14 protein-coding genes are annotated in these 19,441 nt (G+C 61.5%); 12 read left to right on the forward strand and 2 right to left on the reverse strand.

The window, feature by feature from the left end; translation table 11 throughout:
- The first annotated feature begins 234 nt into the window (after positions 1–234).
- The 10 genes from glnE to M5B96_RS07110 all read left to right on the forward strand — a co-directional run bounded on the left by glnE (position 235) and on the right by M5B96_RS07110 (position 13,486).
- Entirely contained in the window at positions 235–3,174 is a 2,940-nt protein-coding gene (gene glnE, locus M5B96_RS07065; protein WP_248795993.1) for a bifunctional [glutamate--ammonia ligase]-adenylyl-L-tyrosine phosphorylase/[glutamate--ammonia-ligase] adenylyltransferase, read from the forward strand.
- Between the two features lie 55 nt (positions 3,175–3,229).
- Complete coding sequence (gene waaF, locus M5B96_RS07070; RefSeq protein WP_248795994.1) at positions 3,230–4,264, forward strand: lipopolysaccharide heptosyltransferase II; 1,035 nt, start codon at positions 3,230–3,232, stop codon at positions 4,262–4,264.
- Positions 4,265–5,326 (forward strand): lipopolysaccharide heptosyltransferase I, encoded by a 1,062-nt coding sequence (waaC, locus tag M5B96_RS07075; RefSeq protein ID WP_248795995.1) that lies wholly within the window; start codon positions 4,265–4,267, stop codon positions 5,324–5,326.
- Positions 5,326–6,450 carry a glycosyltransferase family 4 protein gene (locus M5B96_RS07080; RefSeq protein ID WP_248795996.1) on the forward strand — a complete coding sequence of 375 codons (1,125 nt, stop codon included), beginning with the start codon at positions 5,326–5,328 and terminating at the stop codon, positions 6,448–6,450. The genes waaC and M5B96_RS07080 overlap by 1 nt, the downstream gene beginning before the upstream one ends.
- Positions 6,447–7,253, forward strand: a complete 807-nt coding sequence (gene rfaP / locus M5B96_RS07085; protein ID WP_248795997.1) for a lipopolysaccharide core heptose(I) kinase RfaP — start codon at positions 6,447–6,449, stop codon at positions 7,251–7,253. The genes M5B96_RS07080 and rfaP overlap by 4 nt, the downstream gene beginning before the upstream one ends.
- Before the next feature lie 39 nt (positions 7,254–7,292).
- Complete coding sequence (locus M5B96_RS07090) at positions 7,293–8,747, forward strand: lipopolysaccharide kinase InaA family protein (protein ID WP_248795998.1); 1,455 nt, start codon at positions 7,293–7,295, stop codon at positions 8,745–8,747.
- A 180-nt stretch (positions 8,748–8,927) separates the two neighbouring features.
- Positions 8,928–10,685, forward strand: a complete 1,758-nt coding sequence (locus tag M5B96_RS07095; RefSeq protein ID WP_248795999.1) for a carbamoyltransferase — start codon at positions 8,928–8,930, stop codon at positions 10,683–10,685.
- Between the two features lie 146 nt (positions 10,686–10,831).
- Positions 10,832–11,980, forward strand: coding sequence for a glycosyltransferase family 4 protein (locus M5B96_RS07100; RefSeq protein ID WP_248796000.1), 1,149 nt, complete (start codon positions 10,832–10,834; stop codon positions 11,978–11,980).
- Entirely contained in the window at positions 11,977–12,858 is an 882-nt protein-coding gene (locus tag M5B96_RS07105; protein ID WP_248796001.1) for a glycosyltransferase, read from the forward strand. The genes M5B96_RS07100 and M5B96_RS07105 overlap by 4 nt, the downstream gene beginning before the upstream one ends.
- Positions 12,859–12,862: 4 nt before the next feature.
- Positions 12,863–13,486 (forward strand): CatB-related O-acetyltransferase, encoded by a 624-nt coding sequence (locus tag M5B96_RS07110; RefSeq protein WP_248796176.1) that lies wholly within the window; start codon positions 12,863–12,865, stop codon positions 13,484–13,486.
- 103 nt (positions 13,487–13,589) lie between these two features.
- On the opposite strand, the gene M5B96_RS07115 is transcribed toward M5B96_RS07110, so the two are convergent.
- Positions 13,590–14,795: an O-antigen ligase family protein gene (locus M5B96_RS07115; RefSeq protein ID WP_318654829.1), complete on the reverse strand. Its 1,206-nt coding sequence runs from the start codon at positions 14,793–14,795 to the stop codon at positions 13,590–13,592.
- A 158-nt stretch (positions 14,796–14,953) separates the two neighbouring features.
- Here M5B96_RS07115 and msbA point away from each other — a divergent pair, with 158 nt between their 5' ends.
- Positions 14,954–16,759, forward strand: coding sequence for a lipid A export permease/ATP-binding protein MsbA (msbA, locus tag M5B96_RS07120; protein ID WP_248796002.1), 1,806 nt, complete (start codon positions 14,954–14,956; stop codon positions 16,757–16,759).
- Between the two features lie 113 nt (positions 16,760–16,872).
- Complete coding sequence (gene hldE, locus M5B96_RS07125; protein ID WP_248796003.1) at positions 16,873–18,294, forward strand: bifunctional D-glycero-beta-D-manno-heptose-7-phosphate kinase/D-glycero-beta-D-manno-heptose 1-phosphate adenylyltransferase HldE; 1,422 nt, start codon at positions 16,873–16,875, stop codon at positions 18,292–18,294.
- A 162-nt stretch (positions 18,295–18,456) separates the two neighbouring features.
- Here hldE and M5B96_RS07130 read toward each other — a convergent pair whose 3' ends face one another.
- Positions 18,457–19,422, reverse strand: a complete 966-nt coding sequence (locus tag M5B96_RS07130) for a metal ABC transporter ATPase (protein WP_248796004.1) — start codon at positions 19,420–19,422, stop codon at positions 18,457–18,459.
- Between the last annotated feature and the right edge of the window lie 19 nt (positions 19,423–19,441).

Raw genomic sequence — 19,441 nt, forward strand, 5'->3', positions numbered from 1 at the left:
GAATGTATAGACGAGTAGTAAAACTACAGATCGACGCGTGAAAACTTCCTGCTATGTTGTGAACGTAATCGATATTGTTGGTTTTAAAATAATCAAGGTGAGCATCTTTTTGGGGTTCGCTGCCAAAAAATAACCATTATCAGCTATTTCTAACTTTTGTTCGACAGTCCTTTCCAGAGCGTGTTTCTCGCTATCACAGACTGCGGCTGATTGTTCGATCACCAAGGATAGACCATGAGCCTTCCAACGTTGGCCGACCTGCCGGCCATTCTCCTGCCTGCCGCCAGTCGCGCCGAGCAGTCGTTTCGTGCCGCCGTCGCCGTCCTGGAGGATGATCACGGGCTGGCCCAGTGGACCACGCAACGCTGGGCGCAGTTCGCCCGGGTCAGCGCGGCCAGCGACTTCTTTATTGAACAATCGCTGCGTGACCCTTTGATGTTGCTGGAGCTGGCGCAGTTCGGCGACCTTGATCGCGGTTTTGCGCCGGGGGAGATGTGCGGGCAGGTCGCCGCGGCGCTGCAACCGGTCGAAACCGAGGATGAGCTGGGTCGCGCCTTGCGCCGCCAGCGCACGCGCCAGCAGGTGCGGATCATCTGGCGTGACCTGACGCGCCAGGCGGACCTGGTGCAGACCTGTCGCGACCTTTCCGATCTGGCCGACGCCTGCATCGATCAGGCTTATCAGTGGTTGTACCCGCGGCATTGCCAGCAGTTCGGCACGCCCACCGGGCGGCGCAGCGGCGAGCCGCAGCCGATGGTCATCCTCGGCATGGGCAAGCTCGGCGCGGTGGAGTTGAACCTGTCCTCGGATATCGACCTGATCTTTGCCTATCCGGAAGGTGGCGAGACGGTCGGGGTCAAGCGCGCGCTGGACAACCAGGAGTTTTTCATCCGCCTGGGCCAGCGCCTGATCAAGTCCCTGGACCCGATCACCGTCGACGGTTTCGTGTTCCGCGTCGACATGCGCTTGCGCCCCTACGGCTCGGCCGGTGCGCTGGTGTTGAGCTTCAACGCGTTGGAACAGTACTACCAGGATCAGGGGCGTGACTGGGAGCGCTACGCGATGATCAAGGCGCGGGTGGTGGCCGGCGACCAGGTGGCGGGCGCGCAGTTGCTGGAGTTGCTGCGGCCATTCGTCTATCGGCGTTACCTGGACTTCTCGGCCATCGAGGCGCTGCGCACCATGAAGCAGCTGATCCAGCAGGAAGTCCGGCGCAAGGGCATGGCCGAGAATATCAAGCTGGGCTCCGGCGGCATTCGCGAGGTCGAGTTCATTGCCCAGGCCTTCCAGCTGATTCACGGCGGGCGTGACCTGAGCCTGCAGCAACGGCCGTTGTTGAAGGTGCTGGGCACCCTGGAAGGCCAGGGTTACCTGCCGCCGGCGGTGATCGGCGAATTGCGCAGCGGTTATGAATTCCTGCGTTATACCGAGCATGCGATCCAGGCGATTGCCGATCGCCAGACCCAGATGCTGCCTGATGATGAAAAGGACCGCGCGCGCATCGCCTTCATGATGGGCTTCGACAGCTGGGCGGCGTTCCATGAGCGGCTGATGCACTGGCGCGGGCGGGTCGACTGGCATTTTCGCCAGGTGATCGCCGACCCGGACGAAGAGGATGGTGCCGAGGGCGAGGTGATGGTCGGCGGCGAATGGCTGCCGCTGTGGGAAGAGTCCCAGGACGAAGAGGCGGCCTGCCGGCAGTTGCAGGAAGGCGGTTTCAAGGATGCCGCCAAGGCCCTGAAGCAACTCGCGGCGCTGCGCACCAGCCCGCAGTTGCGCGCCATGCAGCGTCTCGGGCGGGAGCGGCTCGATGCCTTTATCCCGCGGCTGCTGGCCCAGGCGGTGGAACATGCCGATCCGGACCTGGTGCTGGAACGCGTGCTGCCCCTGGTGGAAGCCGTGGCCCGGCGTTCGGCCTACCTGGTGCTGCTCACGGAAAACCCTGGTGCCCTGCGCCGCTTGCTGACCTTGTGTGCCGCCAGCCCGTGGATTGCCGAACAGATCACCCGCTTCCCGATGCTGCTCGACGAGTTGCTCAACGAAGGCCGGTTGTTCAAGCCGCCGCTGGCGCCGGAGTTGGCCGCTGAACTGCGTGAGCGCCTGACGCGGATTCCGGAAGATGACCTCGAACAGCAGATGGAGGCCCTGCGGCACTTCAAGTTGGCGCATCGCCTGCGGGTCGCGGCCTCGGAAATTTCCGGCAGCTTGCCGTTGATGAAGGTCAGCGATTACCTCACCTGGCTCGCCGAGGCGATTCTCGAGCAGGTGCTGGCCCTGGCCTGGCGCCAGACCGTTGCCCGCCACGGCTCGCCGCGCCGGGTCGACGGCAGTTTGTGCGATCCGGGCTTTATTATTGTCGGCTACGGCAAGGTCGGCGGCATCGAGCTGGGCCATGGCTCTGACCTGGACCTGGTGTTTATCCACGACGGCGATCCGAATGCCGAGACCGACGGCGCCAAGCCCATCGATACCGCGCAGTTCTTCACCCGCCTGGGCCAGCGGATCATTCACCTGCTGACCACCCAGACCAACTCCGGCCAGCTCTATGAAGTGGACATGCGCTTGCGCCCATCCGGGGCATCGGGCCTTTTGGTCAGCTCCCTGGGTGCCTTCGAGCGTTACCAGCAGAACGAAGCCTGGACCTGGGAGCATCAGGCGCTGATCCGCGCCCGGGTGCTGGTGGGTTGCAAGGAAGTCGGCACGGCATTCGAGAAGGTGCGGGCGGCGGTGCTGGGGCGCGAGCGGGATTTGCCGACCTTGCGTCAGGAAGTCAGCGAGATGCGCGCCAAGATGCGCGACAACCTGGGGAGCAAGGCCACCGCGGCGGGCACGGCGGCCAATGCCTTCGAGGCCACGGCGCCCTTCGATATCAAGCAGGATGCCGGTGGTATCGTCGATATTGAATTTATGGTGCAATACGCGACATTGGCTTGGTCGAAAGCACACCCGGCGTTACTCCGCTATACCGATAATATCCGCATTCTCGAAGGGCTGGAGCAGGCCGGGCTGATTCCCGCCACGGATGCCAACCTGCTGCGCGAGGCCTACAAGGCCTATCGTTCCGCCGCCCACCGCCAGGCGTTGCAGAAAGAGGCGGGGGTGATCGCTGGCGATCAGTTCGCGGTCGAACGCCGCGACGTCATGCGGATATGGACCGAGCTGGGGCTAAGCTGATTGATCTTTTAGAGGCGGGGAGGCATAAGCCTCCCCGCATCGTTTGTGGAAGCCTATGAATATTCTGATCGTTGGGCCCAGCTGGGTCGGTGACATGGTGATGGCTCAGACACTCTTCCAGTGCCTGAAGCAGCGTCATCCGCAGTGCGAGATCGATGTGCTGGCGCCGGAATGGAGTCGCCCGATCCTCGAGCGCATGCCCGAGGTCCGGGCTGCCTTGAGCTTTCCGCTCGGCCACGGCGCCCTGGAACTGGCCACGCGGCGGCGTATCGGCAAGTCGCTGGCCGGCCAGTACGACCAGGCGATCCTGCTGCCCAACTCGCTGAAATCGGCGCTGGTGCCGTTTTTTGCCAGCGTGCCGAAGCGTACCGGCTGGCGCGGCGAGTTTCGCTACGGCGTGCTCAACGATGTGCGTAAGCTGGACAAGGAACGTTATCCGTTGATGATCGAGCGTTTCATGGCCCTGGCCTATGAACCGGGTGAGAGCCTGCCGACACCGTATCCGCGCCCGAGCCTGCGGATCGACCCGGCCAGCCGCGATGCCGCGCTGGCCAAGTTCGAATTGAGCCTGGACCGTCCGGTACTGGCGCTGTGCCCGGGAGCCGAGTTCGGCGAGTCCAAGCGCTGGCCGTCCGAGCATTACGCGAAAGTCGCCGAGGCGCGGATTCGCGAGGGTTGGCAGGTCTGGCTGTTCGGCTCGAAGAACGATCATGCGGTCGGTGAAGACATTCGTCAGCGCCTGATTCCCGGACTGCGGGAAGAGGCGGTAAACCTCAGTGGCGGGACGTCCCTGGCCGAGGCCATCGACCTGATGTCCTGTGCCGATGCAGTGGTCTCCAACGACTCGGGGCTGATGCACGTCGCCGCCGCATTGAACCGACCACTGGTGGCGGTCTACGGCTCGACGTCGCCGGGTTTCACCCCGCCGTTGGCGGACCGGGTGGAAATCGTCCGCCTGGGCCTGGAGTGCAGTCCCTGCTTCGACCGGACCTGCCGCTTCGGCCATTACAACTGCCTGCGTCAGCTCGAGCCGACCCCGGTGAACGAAGCCTTGCAACGGTTGCACGGCACTGCGGTCGAGGTTCACTAATTGCGCGTATTGCTGGTCAAGACCTCCTCCCTGGGCGATGTGATTCACGCTTTGCCGGCACTCACCGATGCTGCTCGGGCGATTCCCGGTATCCGATTCGACTGGGTGGTCGAGGAAGGCTTCGCTGAACTGCCGAGCTGGCACCCGGCGGTGGACAAGGTGATTCCGGTGGCAATCCGCCGCTGGCGCAAGAATATCTGGCAGACGATCAAGAGTGGTGAGTGGCGGCGGTTCAAGGAGAGCTTGCGCGCCCAGCCTTACGATCTGGTGATCGATGCCCAGGGCCTGGTGAAAAGCGCTTTGCTGACCCGCTATGCCAAGGCCCCGGTGGCCGGCCCGGACAAACAGTCGGCCCGCGAACCCCTGGCCAGCCGTTTTTATTCGCGGCGCCTGGCGGTGGCGCGGAATCAACATGCGGTTGATCGCATGCGCCAGTTGTTCGCCTTGGCGCTGGGCTATGACCTGCCCAGGGGCATGGGCGACTATGGCCTGGATGTCGACAAACTGGTCGAGTTGCCGCGCAAGGCGCCTTTCGTGCTGTTCCTGCATGGCACCACCTGGGACACCAAGCATTGGCCGGAAGCCTACTGGCGCGAGTTGGCCGTGCGCCTGGGGCAATTGGGCGTGCCGGTGAAGCTGCCCTGGGGCAATGCCGAGGAAAAGGCCCGGGCCGAGCGGATTGCGCGCAATTTGAAACATGTCCTGGTGCTGCCCAAGCTGAACCTGGCCGGGGTCGCCAGGGTACTGGCCGATGCCACGGCCTGCGTGGCGGTGGATACCGGCCTCGGCCATCTGGCCGCCGCGCTGGATGTGCCGACGCTGTCGCTGTTCGGGCCGACCAGCTCGATCCTGACCGGTGCCTATGGTCGGTCGCAGATCCATCTGGCGAGCAATTTTCCCTGCGCACCTTGTCTTCAAAAGAAATGCACCTACGTTCCGACAGCGGAGGACCTGCAGCGCTTCGATCTGAAACGCGAGTTGCCTCTGTGCTTCACACGCTTGAATCCCGAACGTGTGGCAAGCCGATTGAGCGCGCTGTTAATGGCTGAGGAGCGGCACTGATGCAATTGGCTTTTGTTCTGTACAAGTACTTTCCGTTTGGCGGATTGCAGCGTGACTTCATGCGCATTGCCCTGGAATGCCAGCGGCGTGGGCATCAGATCCGCGTCTACAGCCTGTTCTGGGAGGGCGATATCCCGCCTGGCTTTGAAGTGGTGATGGTGCCGGTCAATGCGTTGTTCAATCATCGGCGTTACGCCAGGTTCAGCGCCTGGGTCAAGGATGACCTGGCCAAGCGCCCGGTGGCGCGGCTGATCGGTTTCAACAAGATGCCCGATCTGGATGTCTACTATGCCGCCGACGGTTGCTATGAAGACAAGGCGCAGAACCAGCGGCATTCGTTGTACCGTTTCTGGGGCCGCTACCGGCATTTCGCCGAGTATGAGCGGGCGGTGTTCACCAGGGACGCGAAGACTGAAATCCTGATGATCTCCGAAGTCCAGCAGCCGCTGTTCATGAAACATTACGATACCCCGCCGGAGCGCTTCCATCTGTTGCCACCGGGGATTGCCCTGGATCGTCGGGCGCCGGCGAATGCCGCCGAGATCCGCGCCGAGTTTCGCCGTGAGTTCAAGCTGGCGGACGATGAGCTGCTGCTGGTGCAGATCGGTTCCGGCTTCAAGACCAAGGGCCTCGATCGCAGTCTCAAGGCCCTGGCCGCGTTGCCAGCGGCGTTGAAGGAGCGCAGCCGGCTGTTTGTCATCGGCCAGGACGACCCCAAGGCCTTCCAGATGCAGAGTGCGTCCCTGGGCTTGGGCGAGCAGGTGCGGTTTCTCATGGGGCGCAGCGATATCCCGCGTTTCCTGTTGGGCGCCGATCTGCTGATTCACCCGGCCTACAACGAAAATACCGGCACGGTGCTGCTTGAGGCCCTGGTGGCCGGTTTGCCAGTGCTGGTGAGCGCGGTCTGCGGTTATGCCCGTTACATTGCCGAGGCCGACTGCGGCCTGGTGCTGGACGAGCCTTTCGAGCAGTCCCAGCTCAATCAATACCTGGAGCGGATGTTGTCCGACCAGGCCGCGCGCCAGGCGTGGAGCCAGCATGGCCTGGTCTATGCCGACACGGCCGACCTGTACAGCATGCCGCAGTACGCGGCGGATGTGATCCTGGGGGAGCTACCGCAATGAAGTTGATCCTGGCCGAACCGTTCAAGCGCTTGTGGGCCGGACGCGATGCGTTCGCCGAGGTCGAGCGCCTGGAAGGTGTGGTTTACCGTGAGTTGGAGGCGCGACGTACCCTGCGTACGGAAGTCGCCGGTCGTGGTTATTTCGTCAAGATCCACCGTGGCATCGGCTGGCGCGAGATCTTCAAGAACCTGTTGACTGCCAAGCTGCCGGTCCTCGGCGCAGGCCAGGAGTGGCGGGCGATCCAGCGCCTGCAGGAAGTCGCGGTGCCGACCATGACCGCCGTGGCCTATGGCGAGCGTGGCCGCAACCCGGCGGACCAGCATTCGTTTATCGTCACCGAAGAACTGGCGCCGACCATCAGTCTCGAAGACTTCAGCATGGACTGGCCCAAGCAGCCACCGGCGCCGCGGCTCAAGCGCGCGCTGATCGCCGAGGTGGCGCGCATGACCGGCATGATGCACCGCGCCGGGGTCAACCATCGCGATTGCTATATCTGCCACTTCCTGCTGCATACCGACAAACCGGTGACGGCCGAGGACCTCAAGCTCTCGGTCATCGACCTGCACCGTGCCCAGACCCGCGCGGCCATCCCTGCGCGCTGGCGTAACAAGGATCTGGCGGCACTTTATTTCTCGGTGCTGGATATCGGCCTGACCCGGCGCGACCGGTTGCGCTTCCTGAAGGGCTATTTCCGCCAGCCGTTGCGCCAGATCCTGCGCGATGAAGCGCGGCTGCTGGCCTTGCTGGAGCGCAAGGCGGAAAAACTTTACCGGCGCAAACTGCGCTACGGCGGCGCGCTCTGATGTCGTTGCGCTTGTGTCGGTTGGCGAAGGAAGTGGTTGATGCGTTTATCTGAATTGAAAAGCGCCGGACGGGCTCCGGCATTGCCCCTGGACCTTGAGCTGGCGGACGCCGCCGGCAGTGCGCAGTTGCAGTTGCTGAGCCTGTTGCGGGTGCTGCCCGGTCAGCGTTATGTCGGTGCCGGGGTCTGGCGTGGGCGTACGGTGCTGGCCAAATTGCTGGTGGGCGGCAAGGCGGCACGGCACTTCCAGCGGGAATTGCGCGGCGTGCGGCTGTTGGCCGAGCAGGGCCTGGGCACGCCGCTGTTGTTGGTCGACGGCCTGAAAGAAGGCGAGGGCGGCTGGTTGTTGTTCGAGTTTCTCGAGGGCGCCGAGAGCCTGGGGGAGGCCTGGAGCAAGGTCGAGTCGCTGCCGTTGTTGGCCGATGAGCAGCAACAGGTGCTGGCCGAGGCGCTGGGCGTCATTGCGCAGATGCACGGCAAGGGCCTGTGGCAGGAAGACCTGCACCTGGACAATCTGCTGCGCCATGACGGCAAGCTGTATCTGATCGACGGTGCCGGGATTCAGGTCGAGCAGGCAGGCCAGCCGTTGTCACGGCAGAAAGTGCTGGAAAACCTCGGGGTGTTCTTTGCCCAGTTGCCCAAGGCGATCGAACCCTTTATCGAAGAACTGCTGGTGCATTACCTGCTCGGCAATGGCGAGCATGCGTTACCGCTGGAGGCCTTGCTCAAGCAAGTGGACAAGGTCCGTGGCTGGCGCCTGAAGGATTTTATGCGCAAGGTCGCCCGCGAATGCTCATTGTTCAGTGTCCGTCGTGGGGCGTTTGGCCTGCGGGTGATTCGTCGCGAAGAAGAAGCGGCGTTGGCGCCGGTGTTGGAGCAAGCCGATGCACTGCTTGCCCAGGGCCCGCTGTACAAGAACGGTGGTACGGCCACGGTGGGGCGGGTCGATGTCGGCGGCCGTCCGCTGGTGCTCAAGCGCTACAACATCAAGGGCTTCAGTCACTGGCTCAAGCGTTTCTGGCGCCCGAGCCGGGCCTGGCATTCCTGGCGTGAAGGCAATCGCCTGGCGTTCCTCGGGATCGCTACGCCGAAGCCGCTCGCCGTGCTGGAGCGGCGGTTTTTCTGGTTGCGCAGTCGCGCCTATCTGCTCACCGAGCATCTGGCCGGGCCGGATGTGATTGAACGCTTTGCGCCGTACGTGGAATCGGGCGAAGTGCCGCCGGCCGAGCTCGAGGCACTGGAACAGCTGTTTGCCGAGTTGATCCGCGAGCGGATCAGCCACGGTGATTTCAAGGGGCACAACCTGTTCTGGCAGGACGGCCGTTGGACCCTGATCGACCTGGATTCGATGCGCCAGCATATTTCGCTGCGCAGCTTCGCCAAGGCCTATGCCCGTGATCGGGCGCGCTTCATGCGCAATTGGCCAGCGAACAGTGCCTTGTATCAGTTGGTCGATCAGCGCTTGCCTCGTGCGGCCGAGCTCCGCCAGGGCTGATGAGTCGGCGGCAGGACAAAGCGGGCAGATGAAACCAGGTGATCATCTGCCCTGTGTCAGCTGCGCATTGATAATCCTTGCTATAATCCCGCCCTTTAGTTGTTTGCCGCCCCTTTGGTGGGAACAGATTTTTTCGGGCGCCTTGTCGCCTGCATGTAGACTTTGAGAGGCTAGACCCCTGTGGCATTGACGATTCTCGGCCTGTCCGGCGCCCTTAGTCATGATCCCTCCGCAGCGCTGTATATCGACGGCAAGCTGATTGCGGCGGCCGAAGAAGAACGCTTCGTACGCGACAAGCATGCAAAGAACCGCATGCCCTATGAGTCGGCGAAGTTCTGTCTGGAACAGGCCGGTATCAAGCCGTCCGACGTTGATGTGGTAGCGATACCGTTCGCCCCCATCAGCCTGTTCGGCAAGGCCCGCTGGCACTACGCCAAGCGTTACTGGTACGCCCCGGATCGCGCCCTTGACGCGATCCTGATGGGTAACCGCCGCTACAAGCGCTATCGCAACAAGATCGTCTGGTGCCTGGAGCAACTGGGCTTCGATCCGAAGAAAGTCAAGATCGAGCCGGTCGAGCACCATCTGGCCCACGCCTCCAGCGCCTACCACTGTTCCGGTTTCAAAGAGAAAACCGCGATCCTCGGTATCGACGGCAAGGGCGAGTACGCCACGACCTTCTTCGGCTACGGCGAAAACGGCAAGATCCACAAGATCAAGGAGTTCTTCGATCCGGACTCCCTGGGTGGCCTGTACGGCGCGATCACCGAGTTCCTCGGTTTTGAAATGCTCGACGGCGAGTTCAAGGTGATGGGCATGGCCCCTTACGGCGATGCCAGCAAGTATGACTTCTCGCGCCTGGCCTCGTTCGAAAACGGCGAGCTGGTGATCAACACCGACTACGCTAACGTCGTTGGTCTGCGCCGCTACAAGGAAAAGGGCAAGGGCTTCTACTTCTCGCCGAAGCTGATCGAATGGCTGGGTCCCAAGCGCGAAGGCGATATTGCCGACGAGCCCTACATCCATTATGCCGCGAGCATGCAGGCGCTGTTCGAGAAGATCTCGCTGCAGATGATCGACTACTACCTGGGCGATATTCTCAAGGACACCGGCAAGCTGGCCTTTGCCGGCGGTTGTGCGCTGAACGTCAAGCTGAACCAGAAGATCATTGCCCGTGACGACGTCAAGGAACTGTTCGTGCAACCGGCTTCCGGCGATGCCGGTACGGCGGTGGGCGCGGCAGCCTATGTGTCCCATGCTCGCGGTGTGCCGGTGGAGAAGATGGAGCATGTCTATCTCGGCCCGTCCTACAGCAACGAAGACGTGATCGCCGCTTGCGCGCGTCACGAGAACGCGCCGAAGTGGCGCAAGCTCGAGAACATGCCGGAGCAGATCGCCAGGATCATGGTCGACGGTAACCCGGTGGCCTGGTTCCAGGGCCGCATGGAGTTCGGTCCACGGGCCCTGGGCGGGCGTTCGATCATCGGTTGCCCGAGCATCGCCGGCGTGGCGGATCGGATCAACCACCAGATCAAGTTCCGCGAGCGCTGGAGGCCTTTCTGCCCGTCGATGCTCGACACCGTTGCGCCGCAGATGATCAAGATCGATCACCCGGCGCCGTTCATGACCTTCACCTTCGAAGTGGCTGAAGAGTGGAAGGCCCGCGTGCCGGAAGTCGTGCATGAGGACGGCACTTCGCGGGCCCAGGTGCTCAAGCGCGAATACAATCCACGCTACTACGACATGATGAAGGCGCTGGAGGTGTTGACCGGCAATGGCGTATCGCTGAACACCTCGCTGAACCGTCGCGGCGAACCGATGATCTGTTCGCCCACCGATGCGTTGAACATGTTCTTCGGTTCGGACCTGCAGTACCTGATCATGGAAGACATTCTGGTGGTCAAGGATGGCGCCAATGGTTATGACGCGCTGGGTTGATATCTCCTGCTTTGGGCGGCTGCTGGGTGCTCAGCCGCTTGCACAGTAGGCTCGAGCAGAGCTGCCGGCCCAGTGAGGCCGGCAGGTTGCCGTTGTTGATCCACTTCCCGGGCCGCTGAGCCACTACCATCGCAGCATGGAGAATTATGAAGTCTCGTTTCAAGGTCTTGCAGCTACAGCCGGATTACAACGTAAAGGAAAATGACTTCGCCGACCTGGCCGAGCAGATTATCAAATCGCTTCCGGCCGAGCGCTTCGAGGTGACTTCAGCGTTTCTGCGGGGGCGTCCGGCTCCCGGACAGCCCTTGAGCGTGGCGGATCACTCCAAGTACTTCGAGTTTCCCTATAAGGCTGTCAAGGGCTTGCGCCTGAAAGCTATGTGGCAGATCTACAAGTACTGCCGCGAGCAAAAATTCGATGTGGTGATTTGCAACCGGTTCAAGTCATTGAACATGATGCTGGTGCTCAATCGCTGGCTGAAAATCCCCTTGTGCATCGGGATCGCCCACGGTTTTGAGGAGTATGATCGCCTCTATCGTCGACTTCACCATCGGCGTTGGGTCACTCCGAACTGGCGATTTGTCGGGGTTTCGGCGGCGGTCAGGGACTATCTCGTGGGGCTGAACTGTGGTTTTACACGGCAGAACACCACGTTTGTCACCAATGCCATCGATATCGAGCAGTCCGAGAGGTTGCAATTGCCTCGCGATCAGGCCCGCGAGGCGTTGGGCCTTGCGCTCGAGCCGAGGATCATCGGCGCGTTGGGTCGCCTGGTGCCGATCAAGGGGCACGACCATTTGCTACAGGCTTTTGCCTTGCTCAAGGACAAGTACCCGAACGCGCAGGTGGCGATTATCGGTTCCGGGCGCGCCGAAGCGGACTTGCGGGCCGAGATCGAGCGCCTGGGGCTGACCGGGCGCGCGCATTTGACCGGTTTTCGCGAGGACGCCATGAAGTATGTGCGGGCGTTTGATATCTGGACCATGCCTTCGCTGACCGAGGGCTTGGGCCTGGCGTTGCTGGAAGGCATGAGTGGGCACTTGCCGGTCATCGCATCCAACGTTCCGGCGATGTTGCCGCTGGTGCAGGGCGCCGGTGGCCTGTCCCATGATCCGGGCAATGTGGAGCAATTGGCTGCGGCGCTGGATACCTATCTGGCGATGAGCGACGAGCAACTGCGCGCCAAGGGCGAGCAGGTCTTCCGTTACCTGGAGGAGAATCACACCCTGACGGAGTTCCGGCAAAAGTACCAGGACCTGATTGAAAGCAGTCTGCGCGAGGTGGGGCGGGCATGAGTCAGCAGCCACTGGTTTCGGTTGTCATCGCTTCCTATAACCATGGGCCCTACATCGAGCAGAGCATTCTGAGCGTGCTGGGCCAGACATACCCGAATATTGAGCTGTTGGTGGTCGACGATGGTTCGACGGACGATAGCGTCGAGCGCATTACGCGGCTGCAGGCCGAGCATGGATTTGATTTCCGGACTCAGCAGAACCAGGGGCTGACGCGCACCCTCAATGGTGCCATTGCCCGAACCAAAGGTAGCCTGATTGTGTCCTTCGGCTCGGACGACATCATGTTTCCCGGGCGGATCGCCACGCAGGTTGCCTATATGGCCGATAAGCCTGAAGTGGGTATCTGCGCCGGTAATATGGAAATCATCGACAGTAATGGCGAACTGATGTCGGAAAAGCGCCAGCACCGTGACCTGCCGTTCCGGCGCCTGAACTTCGATGAAATGTTCATGGGGCTCAAACCGTTTCCGCCAGCACCGACGCTGATGCTGCGTCGTGAGGCCCTGGACAAGGTCGGCGGCTTCGATCCGGAGATCCCCCTGGAGGACCTGTACATCGAACTCAAGATCACCCATGCCGGTTATTACATCGATGTGCTGAATGTGGTCATGGCCCAATACCGCCAGCATGCGACCAACTCATACAAGAACCACCGGTTCATGATCAACAACATCCTCAAGACCTATGGGCTGTTCAGCGATCATCCCGGTTACGATATCGCCCGTTATAAATTCCTGAATTCGATGTTTGTCAAAACCGCCAATCGAGATAGGGCGTTGGCTCGCGAGTTGCTCAAGCAGCTTCCGTTCAAATACTTTGATCGCAAGACCTGGCGTGGTTTGGGTCGCTTGTTTTTCTCGCGACAACACAGGGGATAACGGCGTGGGCTGGCTTGAACGCTATCGGGAAAAACGCGCCAAGCGTGCGATTCGCAAACTGCCGAAGATCGAGCAGGGCGGCGCTCGCTTCCGCCTTCAGTACCCTGACTATGATTATGGCTACGGCAGCTATGGCGTGCCGCAGGTTCATGATTGGCATGAAGGTACGACCTTGAGTATCGGTGCCTATTGTTCGATCGCCGGTGGCGTACAGATTTTTCTCGGCGGCCATCATCGCGCCGATTGGGTGACGACTTTCCCGTTCCCCGCCGTGTTGCCGCAGGCCTCGCGGATTGCCGACTATGGCGGTTCCCGTGGTGATGTCAGGGTCGGCAACGATGTGTGGCTCTGTTCCAATTGCACGCTGCTTTCAGGCGTCACCATCGGTGACGGTGCTATTGTCGCCGCCGGTGCGGTGGTGACCCGGGATGTTGAGCCCTATGCCGTGGTGGCTGGCAATCCCGCACGCTTTGTGAAGTGGCGTTTTTCCGAGGATCAGCGCCTGGCATTATTGCAAAGTGCCTGGTGGAGTTGGCCGAAGGAAGAAGTGCAGAGGCTGGCCGAAAAGCTCTGTAGCGACGACATCGCTGGATTCCTGGCTTATGCCGGGCAACGCACGCCTTCTTGAATAGCGAGGGGCGTACATCTTCCTGACGCCCCGTGCTCACTTGTCGCTCCCTCTCGCCGTCCATGGCTAACAACGGCCAGATTGCCAGCGAACAGGGCGTGACTCAAATTTGAGCTTGTTTGTCCTTTGCCAGCTGCTGGCGGCGGTTGGCGATGCTGAGCGCGGCGATCAGGGCCAGGGGGATCCACAGCAGGAACCAGTGTTCACGCGGCCGTGTGAGTACTGCGCCGCCTTCGGTCAGGCCGGCACCAATGCCGTAGACCAGCAGGCTGGAGGCGAGGACGAACAGCGGCTGGAAACGCTGCCGGTAGCTGCTGAACAGGCCCCACAGTAACACGAAGGCCCAGGGGATCATGCCGATAATACCGACGTAGTAGAGAACTCCTAGAGCAAAGTTGTGGGGCTCCGCCAGCAGATATCCCAAGCCGACATCGATGCTCAGCTCGGCGTCGTATCCATGACCGATCCAGGGATGCTCGGCGATTCGCGTTATGGCAATTTGCCATATCTGTGGTCGGTAGGAGCTGCCGCGGTCGCCCAGTATCTCCGGGAATAACAGCAGAATGGCTGCTGAACACAGCAGCATTCCGGTGATTAATGCCAAGGCCCTTCGATTGCGGCTGACAACACCGAGCCACACGATGGACAGGGCAAGCGCCACCAGAGGTGTTCGCGAACCCGTTGCCAGGACCGCAGCCAGCATGACTGCCATGGCCGGTACACTGAACCAGAGGACTGACAGGCGCCGGCTGGTAATGCAGGTGTGCAGCCAGTAAATACAGAAAAATCCGAACAGGTGAGAACTCAGCAGCGGGTTGGTGAAGGCCCCGCCTCCGACCATGCGCTTACCTGGCGCATAGGTGCTTATAAACAGCACGAGGTAGCTGATGGTGGCGATCAGGGCAATGATCGCCGCGCAGAACAGCAGGGGTTTCAGGGCCTCGCCACGGTACTGGAGCAGCATGGCGCAACCGGCGAAGAGCATGAGGGGTTGCAAGGGGATTTTCATTAATCCGAAATCCGGATTCTCAGGAGGGCTCCACAGCAGGCTCAGGCACACCCAGATACAGAGCGCCAGGAACCCGACAATAATCGGCTCCATCAGCAGGGTCTTGATTTCCCTCGGGCGCAGGCAAAGCATCAGCAGCGAGGGAATACCGAACAGCCCGAGGTAAAATGAAGCCAGCGTGCTACGACTTTTGAGATAGAACATCCCTGAAAGCAAGATCAGCAATCCCAGCGGGAGAACCCATTGACACAGGAAGTCGAAAATACGGTTTGAGGCAGAGGTAAGGCGATTGGATTGCATGCAGGAAAGTCATTCCACAAGAGTGATCACCGCCCATCATAAGTGGGTGGCATTTCAATGTCATTGGTCGAGGCCCAGGACTGTTGCTTGTGCCATGTGCGGGTACAGCCGGGAAGCTGTGCTAAAGTCAGCCTCCTTTTTCATAATCGCCGCGTAATATGACCGAATCCAGTCTCAGCGCAAGCCCCTCGAGCTTGAAAGTATACTTCCGCCTACTCGGCTACGTACGGCCTTATATCGGCATGTTCGCCCTGAGTATCGTGGGTTTCCTGATATTCGCTTCGACCCAGCCGATGCTCGGCTATATTCTGAAATATTTCGTCGACGGCCTGTCCGATCCGCAAGCGGCGCTGTTTCCCTCGGTGCCTTACCTGCGCGACCTGCAGTTGCTGCAGGCGGTGCCGCTGTTGCTGGTGCTGATCGCCGCCTGGCAAGGGTTGGGCTCGTACCTGGGTAACTTCTTCCTGGCCAAAGTGTCCCTGGGGCTGGTCCACGATCTGCGGGTGGAGCTGTTCAACAATCTGCTGACCTTGCCCAATCGCTATTTCGACACCCACAACTCCGGGCACCTGATCTCGCGCATTACGTTCAACGTGACCATGGTCACCGGGGCGGTGACCGACGCGATCAAGGTGGTGATCCGCGAAGGCATGACCGTGGTCTTCCTGTTTCTCTCGCTGCTGTGGATGAACTGGCGCCTGACCCTGGTGATGGTTGCCATCCTGCCGTTGATTGCAGTGATGGTCAGCACATCGAGCAAGAAATTTCGTAAACAGAGCAAGAAAATCCAGGTCGCCATGGGCGATGTCACGCACGTCGCCTCGGAAACCATCCAGGGTTATCGCGTGGTCCGCAGCTTCGGCGGTGAAACCTATGAGCAGAAACGCTTCCTCAAGGCCAGCCTGAGCAACACCGACCGGCAGCTGCGCATGACCCGTACCGGTGCGATCTATACGCCCATGCTGCAAATGGTGATCTACAGCGCCATGGCGGTGCTGTTGTTCCTGGTGCTTTACCTGCGCGGCGATGCCTCGGCCGGCGACATGATCGCCTACATCACCCTGGCCGGTTTGCTGCCCAAGCCGATTCGCCAGTTGTCCGAAGTCAGCTCCACGGTCCAGAAGGGTGTGGCCGGTGCTGAAAGTATCTTCGAGCAACTCGACGTTACCCCGGAAGTGGACACCGGTAGCGTGGAGCGCGAGTCGGTCAGTGGCCGTCTGGAAGTACGCAACCTGAGTTTTACCTATCCAGGAACCGAGCGTCAGGTCCTGGACAATGTCAGCTTCAGTGTCGCGCCGGGCCAGATGGTCGCCCTGGTCGGCCGCTCCGGCAGCGGCAAGTCGACCCTGGCGGCGTTGATCCCGCGCTTCTATCACCATGACAGCGGGGAGATTCTTCTCGATGGCGTGGAGATCGAAAACTATCGACTGCTGAACCTGCGTCGACACATTGCCCAGGTGACCCAGCATGTCACGCTGTTCAGCGACACGGTGGCGAACAATATCGCCTATGGTGATCTGGCCGGCGCTCCCCGGGCCGATATCGAGGCCGCGGCGGCGGACGCCTATGCCAAGGACTTTGTCGAGCAACTGCCGCAGGGCTTTGACACCCTCGTGGGTGAGAACGGCGTGCTGCTTTCCGGTGGTCAGCGCCAGCGTCTGGCAATCGCCCGGGCGCTGCTCAAGAACGCCCCGCTATTGATCCTCGACGAAGCGACCTCGGCCCTCGACACCGAGTCTGAACGGCATATCCAGGCTGCGCTGGATCATGCCATGCAAGGGCGCACCACCCTGGTGATTGCCCACCGGTTGTCGACGATCGAGAAGGCCGATCTGATCCTGGTCATGGACCAGGGCCGTATCGTCGAGCGCGGCACCCATGCCGAGCTGCTGGCCCAGAATGGTTACTACGCCCGGCTCAATGCCATGGGCTTGGACGAACCGGCACACGTCGGGATCATCTGATCCGTTGGCAGGGCGCGCGATGCTGATCGTTGCGCCCGGTTTTTGTCTAGGCAAGCCTTCGCTAACCCTGTGTTAATATCGCGCCCCTGTTCATTTTTTATGTGGGTTGCTCCATGAAGTTGTCCATGCCGCGATTCGATCAAGCCCCTGTCTTGGTGGTCGGCGATGTCATGCTCGACCGTTACTGGCATGGTGGTACCTCACGGATTTCTCCTGAGGCACCGGTACCGGTGGTCAAGGTCGAGCACATCGAAGACCGCCCTGGCGGCGCCGCCAACGTTGCGCTGAACATCGCCGCCCTCGGCGCCCCGGCATCGCTGGTGGGGGTCACCGGTGACGATGAGGCCGCCGACAGCCTGGCCAACAGCCTCGAGGGGGCTGGGGTCCGGGCCCTGTTCCAGCGCATTGCGCACCAGCCGACCATCGTCAAGCTGCGGGTCATGAGCCGCCACCAGCAGTTGTTGCGGATCGACTTTGAAGAACCCTTCGCCACCGATGCCCTGGCCCTCGCGGCTGAAGTCGACGGCTTGCTCGAAGGCGTCAAGGTGCTGGTGCTGTCCGACTACGGCAAGGGCGCCTTGAAGAATCACCAGGCGCTGATCCAGGCCGCTCGGGCGCGAGGCATTCCGGTGCTGGCCGATCCCAAGGGCAAGGATTTTTCGATCTACCGTGGCGCGAGCCTGATCACGCCGAACCTCAGCGAATTCGAAACCATTGTCGGCGGTTGCGTCGACGAGCATGAACTGGTGACCAAGGGCGCCCAGTTGATGCATGAGCTGGACCTCGGTGCCTTGCTGGTGACCCGTGGCGAGCATGGCATGACCCTGCTGCGCCCCGATCATCCGGCGTTGCACCTGCCGGCCCGGGCCCGTGAAGTGTTCGATGTGACCGGTGCCGGCGATACGGTGATCTCGACCCTGGCAGCGGCCATTGCCGCCGGCGAAGAGCTGCCCCACGCGGTGGCCTTGGCCAACCTGGCCGCCGGCATCGTGGTCGGCAAGCTGGGTACGGCGGCCATCAGTGCGCCTGAATTGCGCCGGGCGATCCAGCGCGAGGAAGGTTCCGAGCGCGGTGTGCTGGGCCTCGAGCAATTGCTGCTGGCGGTCGACGATGCGCGGGCGCACAACGAGAAGATCGTCTTCACCAACGGTTGCTTCGACATTCTCCATGCCGGTCACGTGACTTACCTGGAGCAGGCGCGGGCCCAGGGCGATCGGTTGATCGTCGCGGTCAACGACGATGCCTCGGTGAGCCGCCTCAAGGGTCCTGGCCGTCCGATCAACAGCGTTGATCGGCGCATGGCCGTGCTGGCCGGCCTGGGGGCCGTGGACTGGGTTATCAGCTTCCCTGAAGGCACCCCGGAAAACCTGTTGGCCCAGGTCAAGCCGGATGTGCTGGTCAAGGGTGGGGACTACGGGATCGACCAGGTGGTCGGTGCCTCAATCGTGACGGCTTATGGCGGTGCGGTGAAGGTGCTTGGGCTGGTGGAAAACAGCTCGACCACGGCGATTGTCGAGAAGATCCGCAACAACTGACAAGCGTCAGGCCCGTTCGATACGCACGGGCCCGTGCCGACGCCTTCGCCGCGGTTGCTCCTACAATATGTTGTCGTACCCGAAATGGGTGGGCGACAGAGGGTTGCAGGAGCAGGGCTTACCCGCGTAGAGACTGTCGAGTCTTGCGATTCCCGTGTATGGTCAGCGCCCGGTTTTCAGCGGCACGATCTTGCGCAGGATCTGCCGGGCCTTGCCGGTCAAGCGCTTGATTTTCGAATCTTTCTCCGGCTCTCCCAGCCCTTGCTGACGGACCCAGTCCTTCCAGCGAATCCGCTCCTCGCGCACCACCCAGCCTTCCTGTCGGGCAAAGCTTTCCGCCAGGTACAGGCCACGGGTGCTGGCCGGATACAGTTGATCCTTTTTCAGCGTGTACAGCTCGGCACAGGGTTGCCCGTCCTTGAGTGGCATCAGGTACAGGTCGGGTCGGCCGCGGTCCAGGCGTGCCACCAACTGATCGTTTTCCAGGCGTTCGTCGACATGGAACAGGCTCAGGGACTTGGCTTCGCGCGGGACATCCAGGCGCAGGTCATAGATCAGTTGCAATGAGGCCGTGGGCAGGTGCACGTAGGTCCGCGGGCGTTCCATCAGTTGCTGTGCACCGCAGCGTACCGGTCGCGCGGCGCCGGACAAGGGGGTCAGGCGAAAGGGCAGGGCTTCGCGGTAATGCAGGGCAGCCGAGTAGGGCGTCGGCAACCAGGTGTCGTTGAAGCGGCCACCGAGCCAACCTTCCGGGGTTTCCAGCAGGCACTCCTCGGCGATTTCGGCAATCGCGGTGAGTAGCGGAATGGCCAGTTCATGGGCCGGCACATAACCGGAAATCAGCTTGAGCACCACATCGCCGCGGTCCTGGCGGCGCTGGCGGACCAGCACCCAGTAATCGCGGTTGTGCCAGTGCAGGGTCAGCCGCACCGAGACGCCAAGATTGGCCAGTTCCAGGGCGAAGCGCTCGGGGTTGTCCACCGTGACCGGTTTGCGCTTGTGCAAGGTTTGCGCAAAGTTCAATGGCATCCCGACGCTCTGGTAGCACAAGCCTTCGGGTGTCGCCTCGACGAGTAACGGCAGGGTCTTGAAGTCGCTGGGGTTCTTGCGTATCAGCGTCCGCGGCATCTCGGCTCCTTCTTGCGTC

It is taken from the genome of Pseudomonas sp. MWU13-2105, assembly GCF_023242315.1.
GTDB lineage: Bacteria > Pseudomonadota > Gammaproteobacteria > Pseudomonadales > Pseudomonadaceae > Aquipseudomonas.

Excerpts from the sequence above, each read along its gene's own strand:
- glnE (WP_248795993.1), top strand. The coding sequence starts at position 235 with ATGAGCCTTCCAACGTTGGCCGACCTGCCGGCCATTCTCCTGCCTGCC.
- M5B96_RS07080 (WP_248795996.1), top strand. The coding sequence starts at position 5,326 with ATGCAATTGGCTTTTGTTCTGTACAAGTACTTTCCGTTTGGCGGATTG.
- waaF (WP_248795994.1), top strand. The coding sequence starts at position 3,230 with ATGAATATTCTGATCGTTGGGCCCAGCTGGGTCGGTGACATGGTGATG.
- hldE (WP_248796003.1), top strand. The coding sequence starts at position 16,873 with ATGAAGTTGTCCATGCCGCGATTCGATCAAGCCCCTGTCTTGGTGGTC.
- M5B96_RS07105 (WP_248796001.1), top strand. The coding sequence starts at position 11,977 with ATGAGTCAGCAGCCACTGGTTTCGGTTGTCATCGCTTCCTATAACCAT.
- M5B96_RS07115 (WP_318654829.1), bottom strand. The coding sequence starts at position 14,795 with ATGCAATCCAATCGCCTTACCTCTGCCTCAAACCGTATTTTCGACTTC.
- rfaP (WP_248795997.1), top strand. The coding sequence starts at position 6,447 with ATGAAGTTGATCCTGGCCGAACCGTTCAAGCGCTTGTGGGCCGGACGC.
- msbA (WP_248796002.1), top strand. The coding sequence starts at position 14,954 with ATGACCGAATCCAGTCTCAGCGCAAGCCCCTCGAGCTTGAAAGTATAC.
- M5B96_RS07090 (WP_248795998.1), top strand. The coding sequence starts at position 7,293 with ATGCGTTTATCTGAATTGAAAAGCGCCGGACGGGCTCCGGCATTGCCC.
- M5B96_RS07130 (WP_248796004.1), bottom strand. The coding sequence starts at position 19,422 with ATGCCGCGGACGCTGATACGCAAGAACCCCAGCGACTTCAAGACCCTG.
- M5B96_RS07100 (WP_248796000.1), top strand. The coding sequence starts at position 10,832 with ATGAAGTCTCGTTTCAAGGTCTTGCAGCTACAGCCGGATTACAACGTA.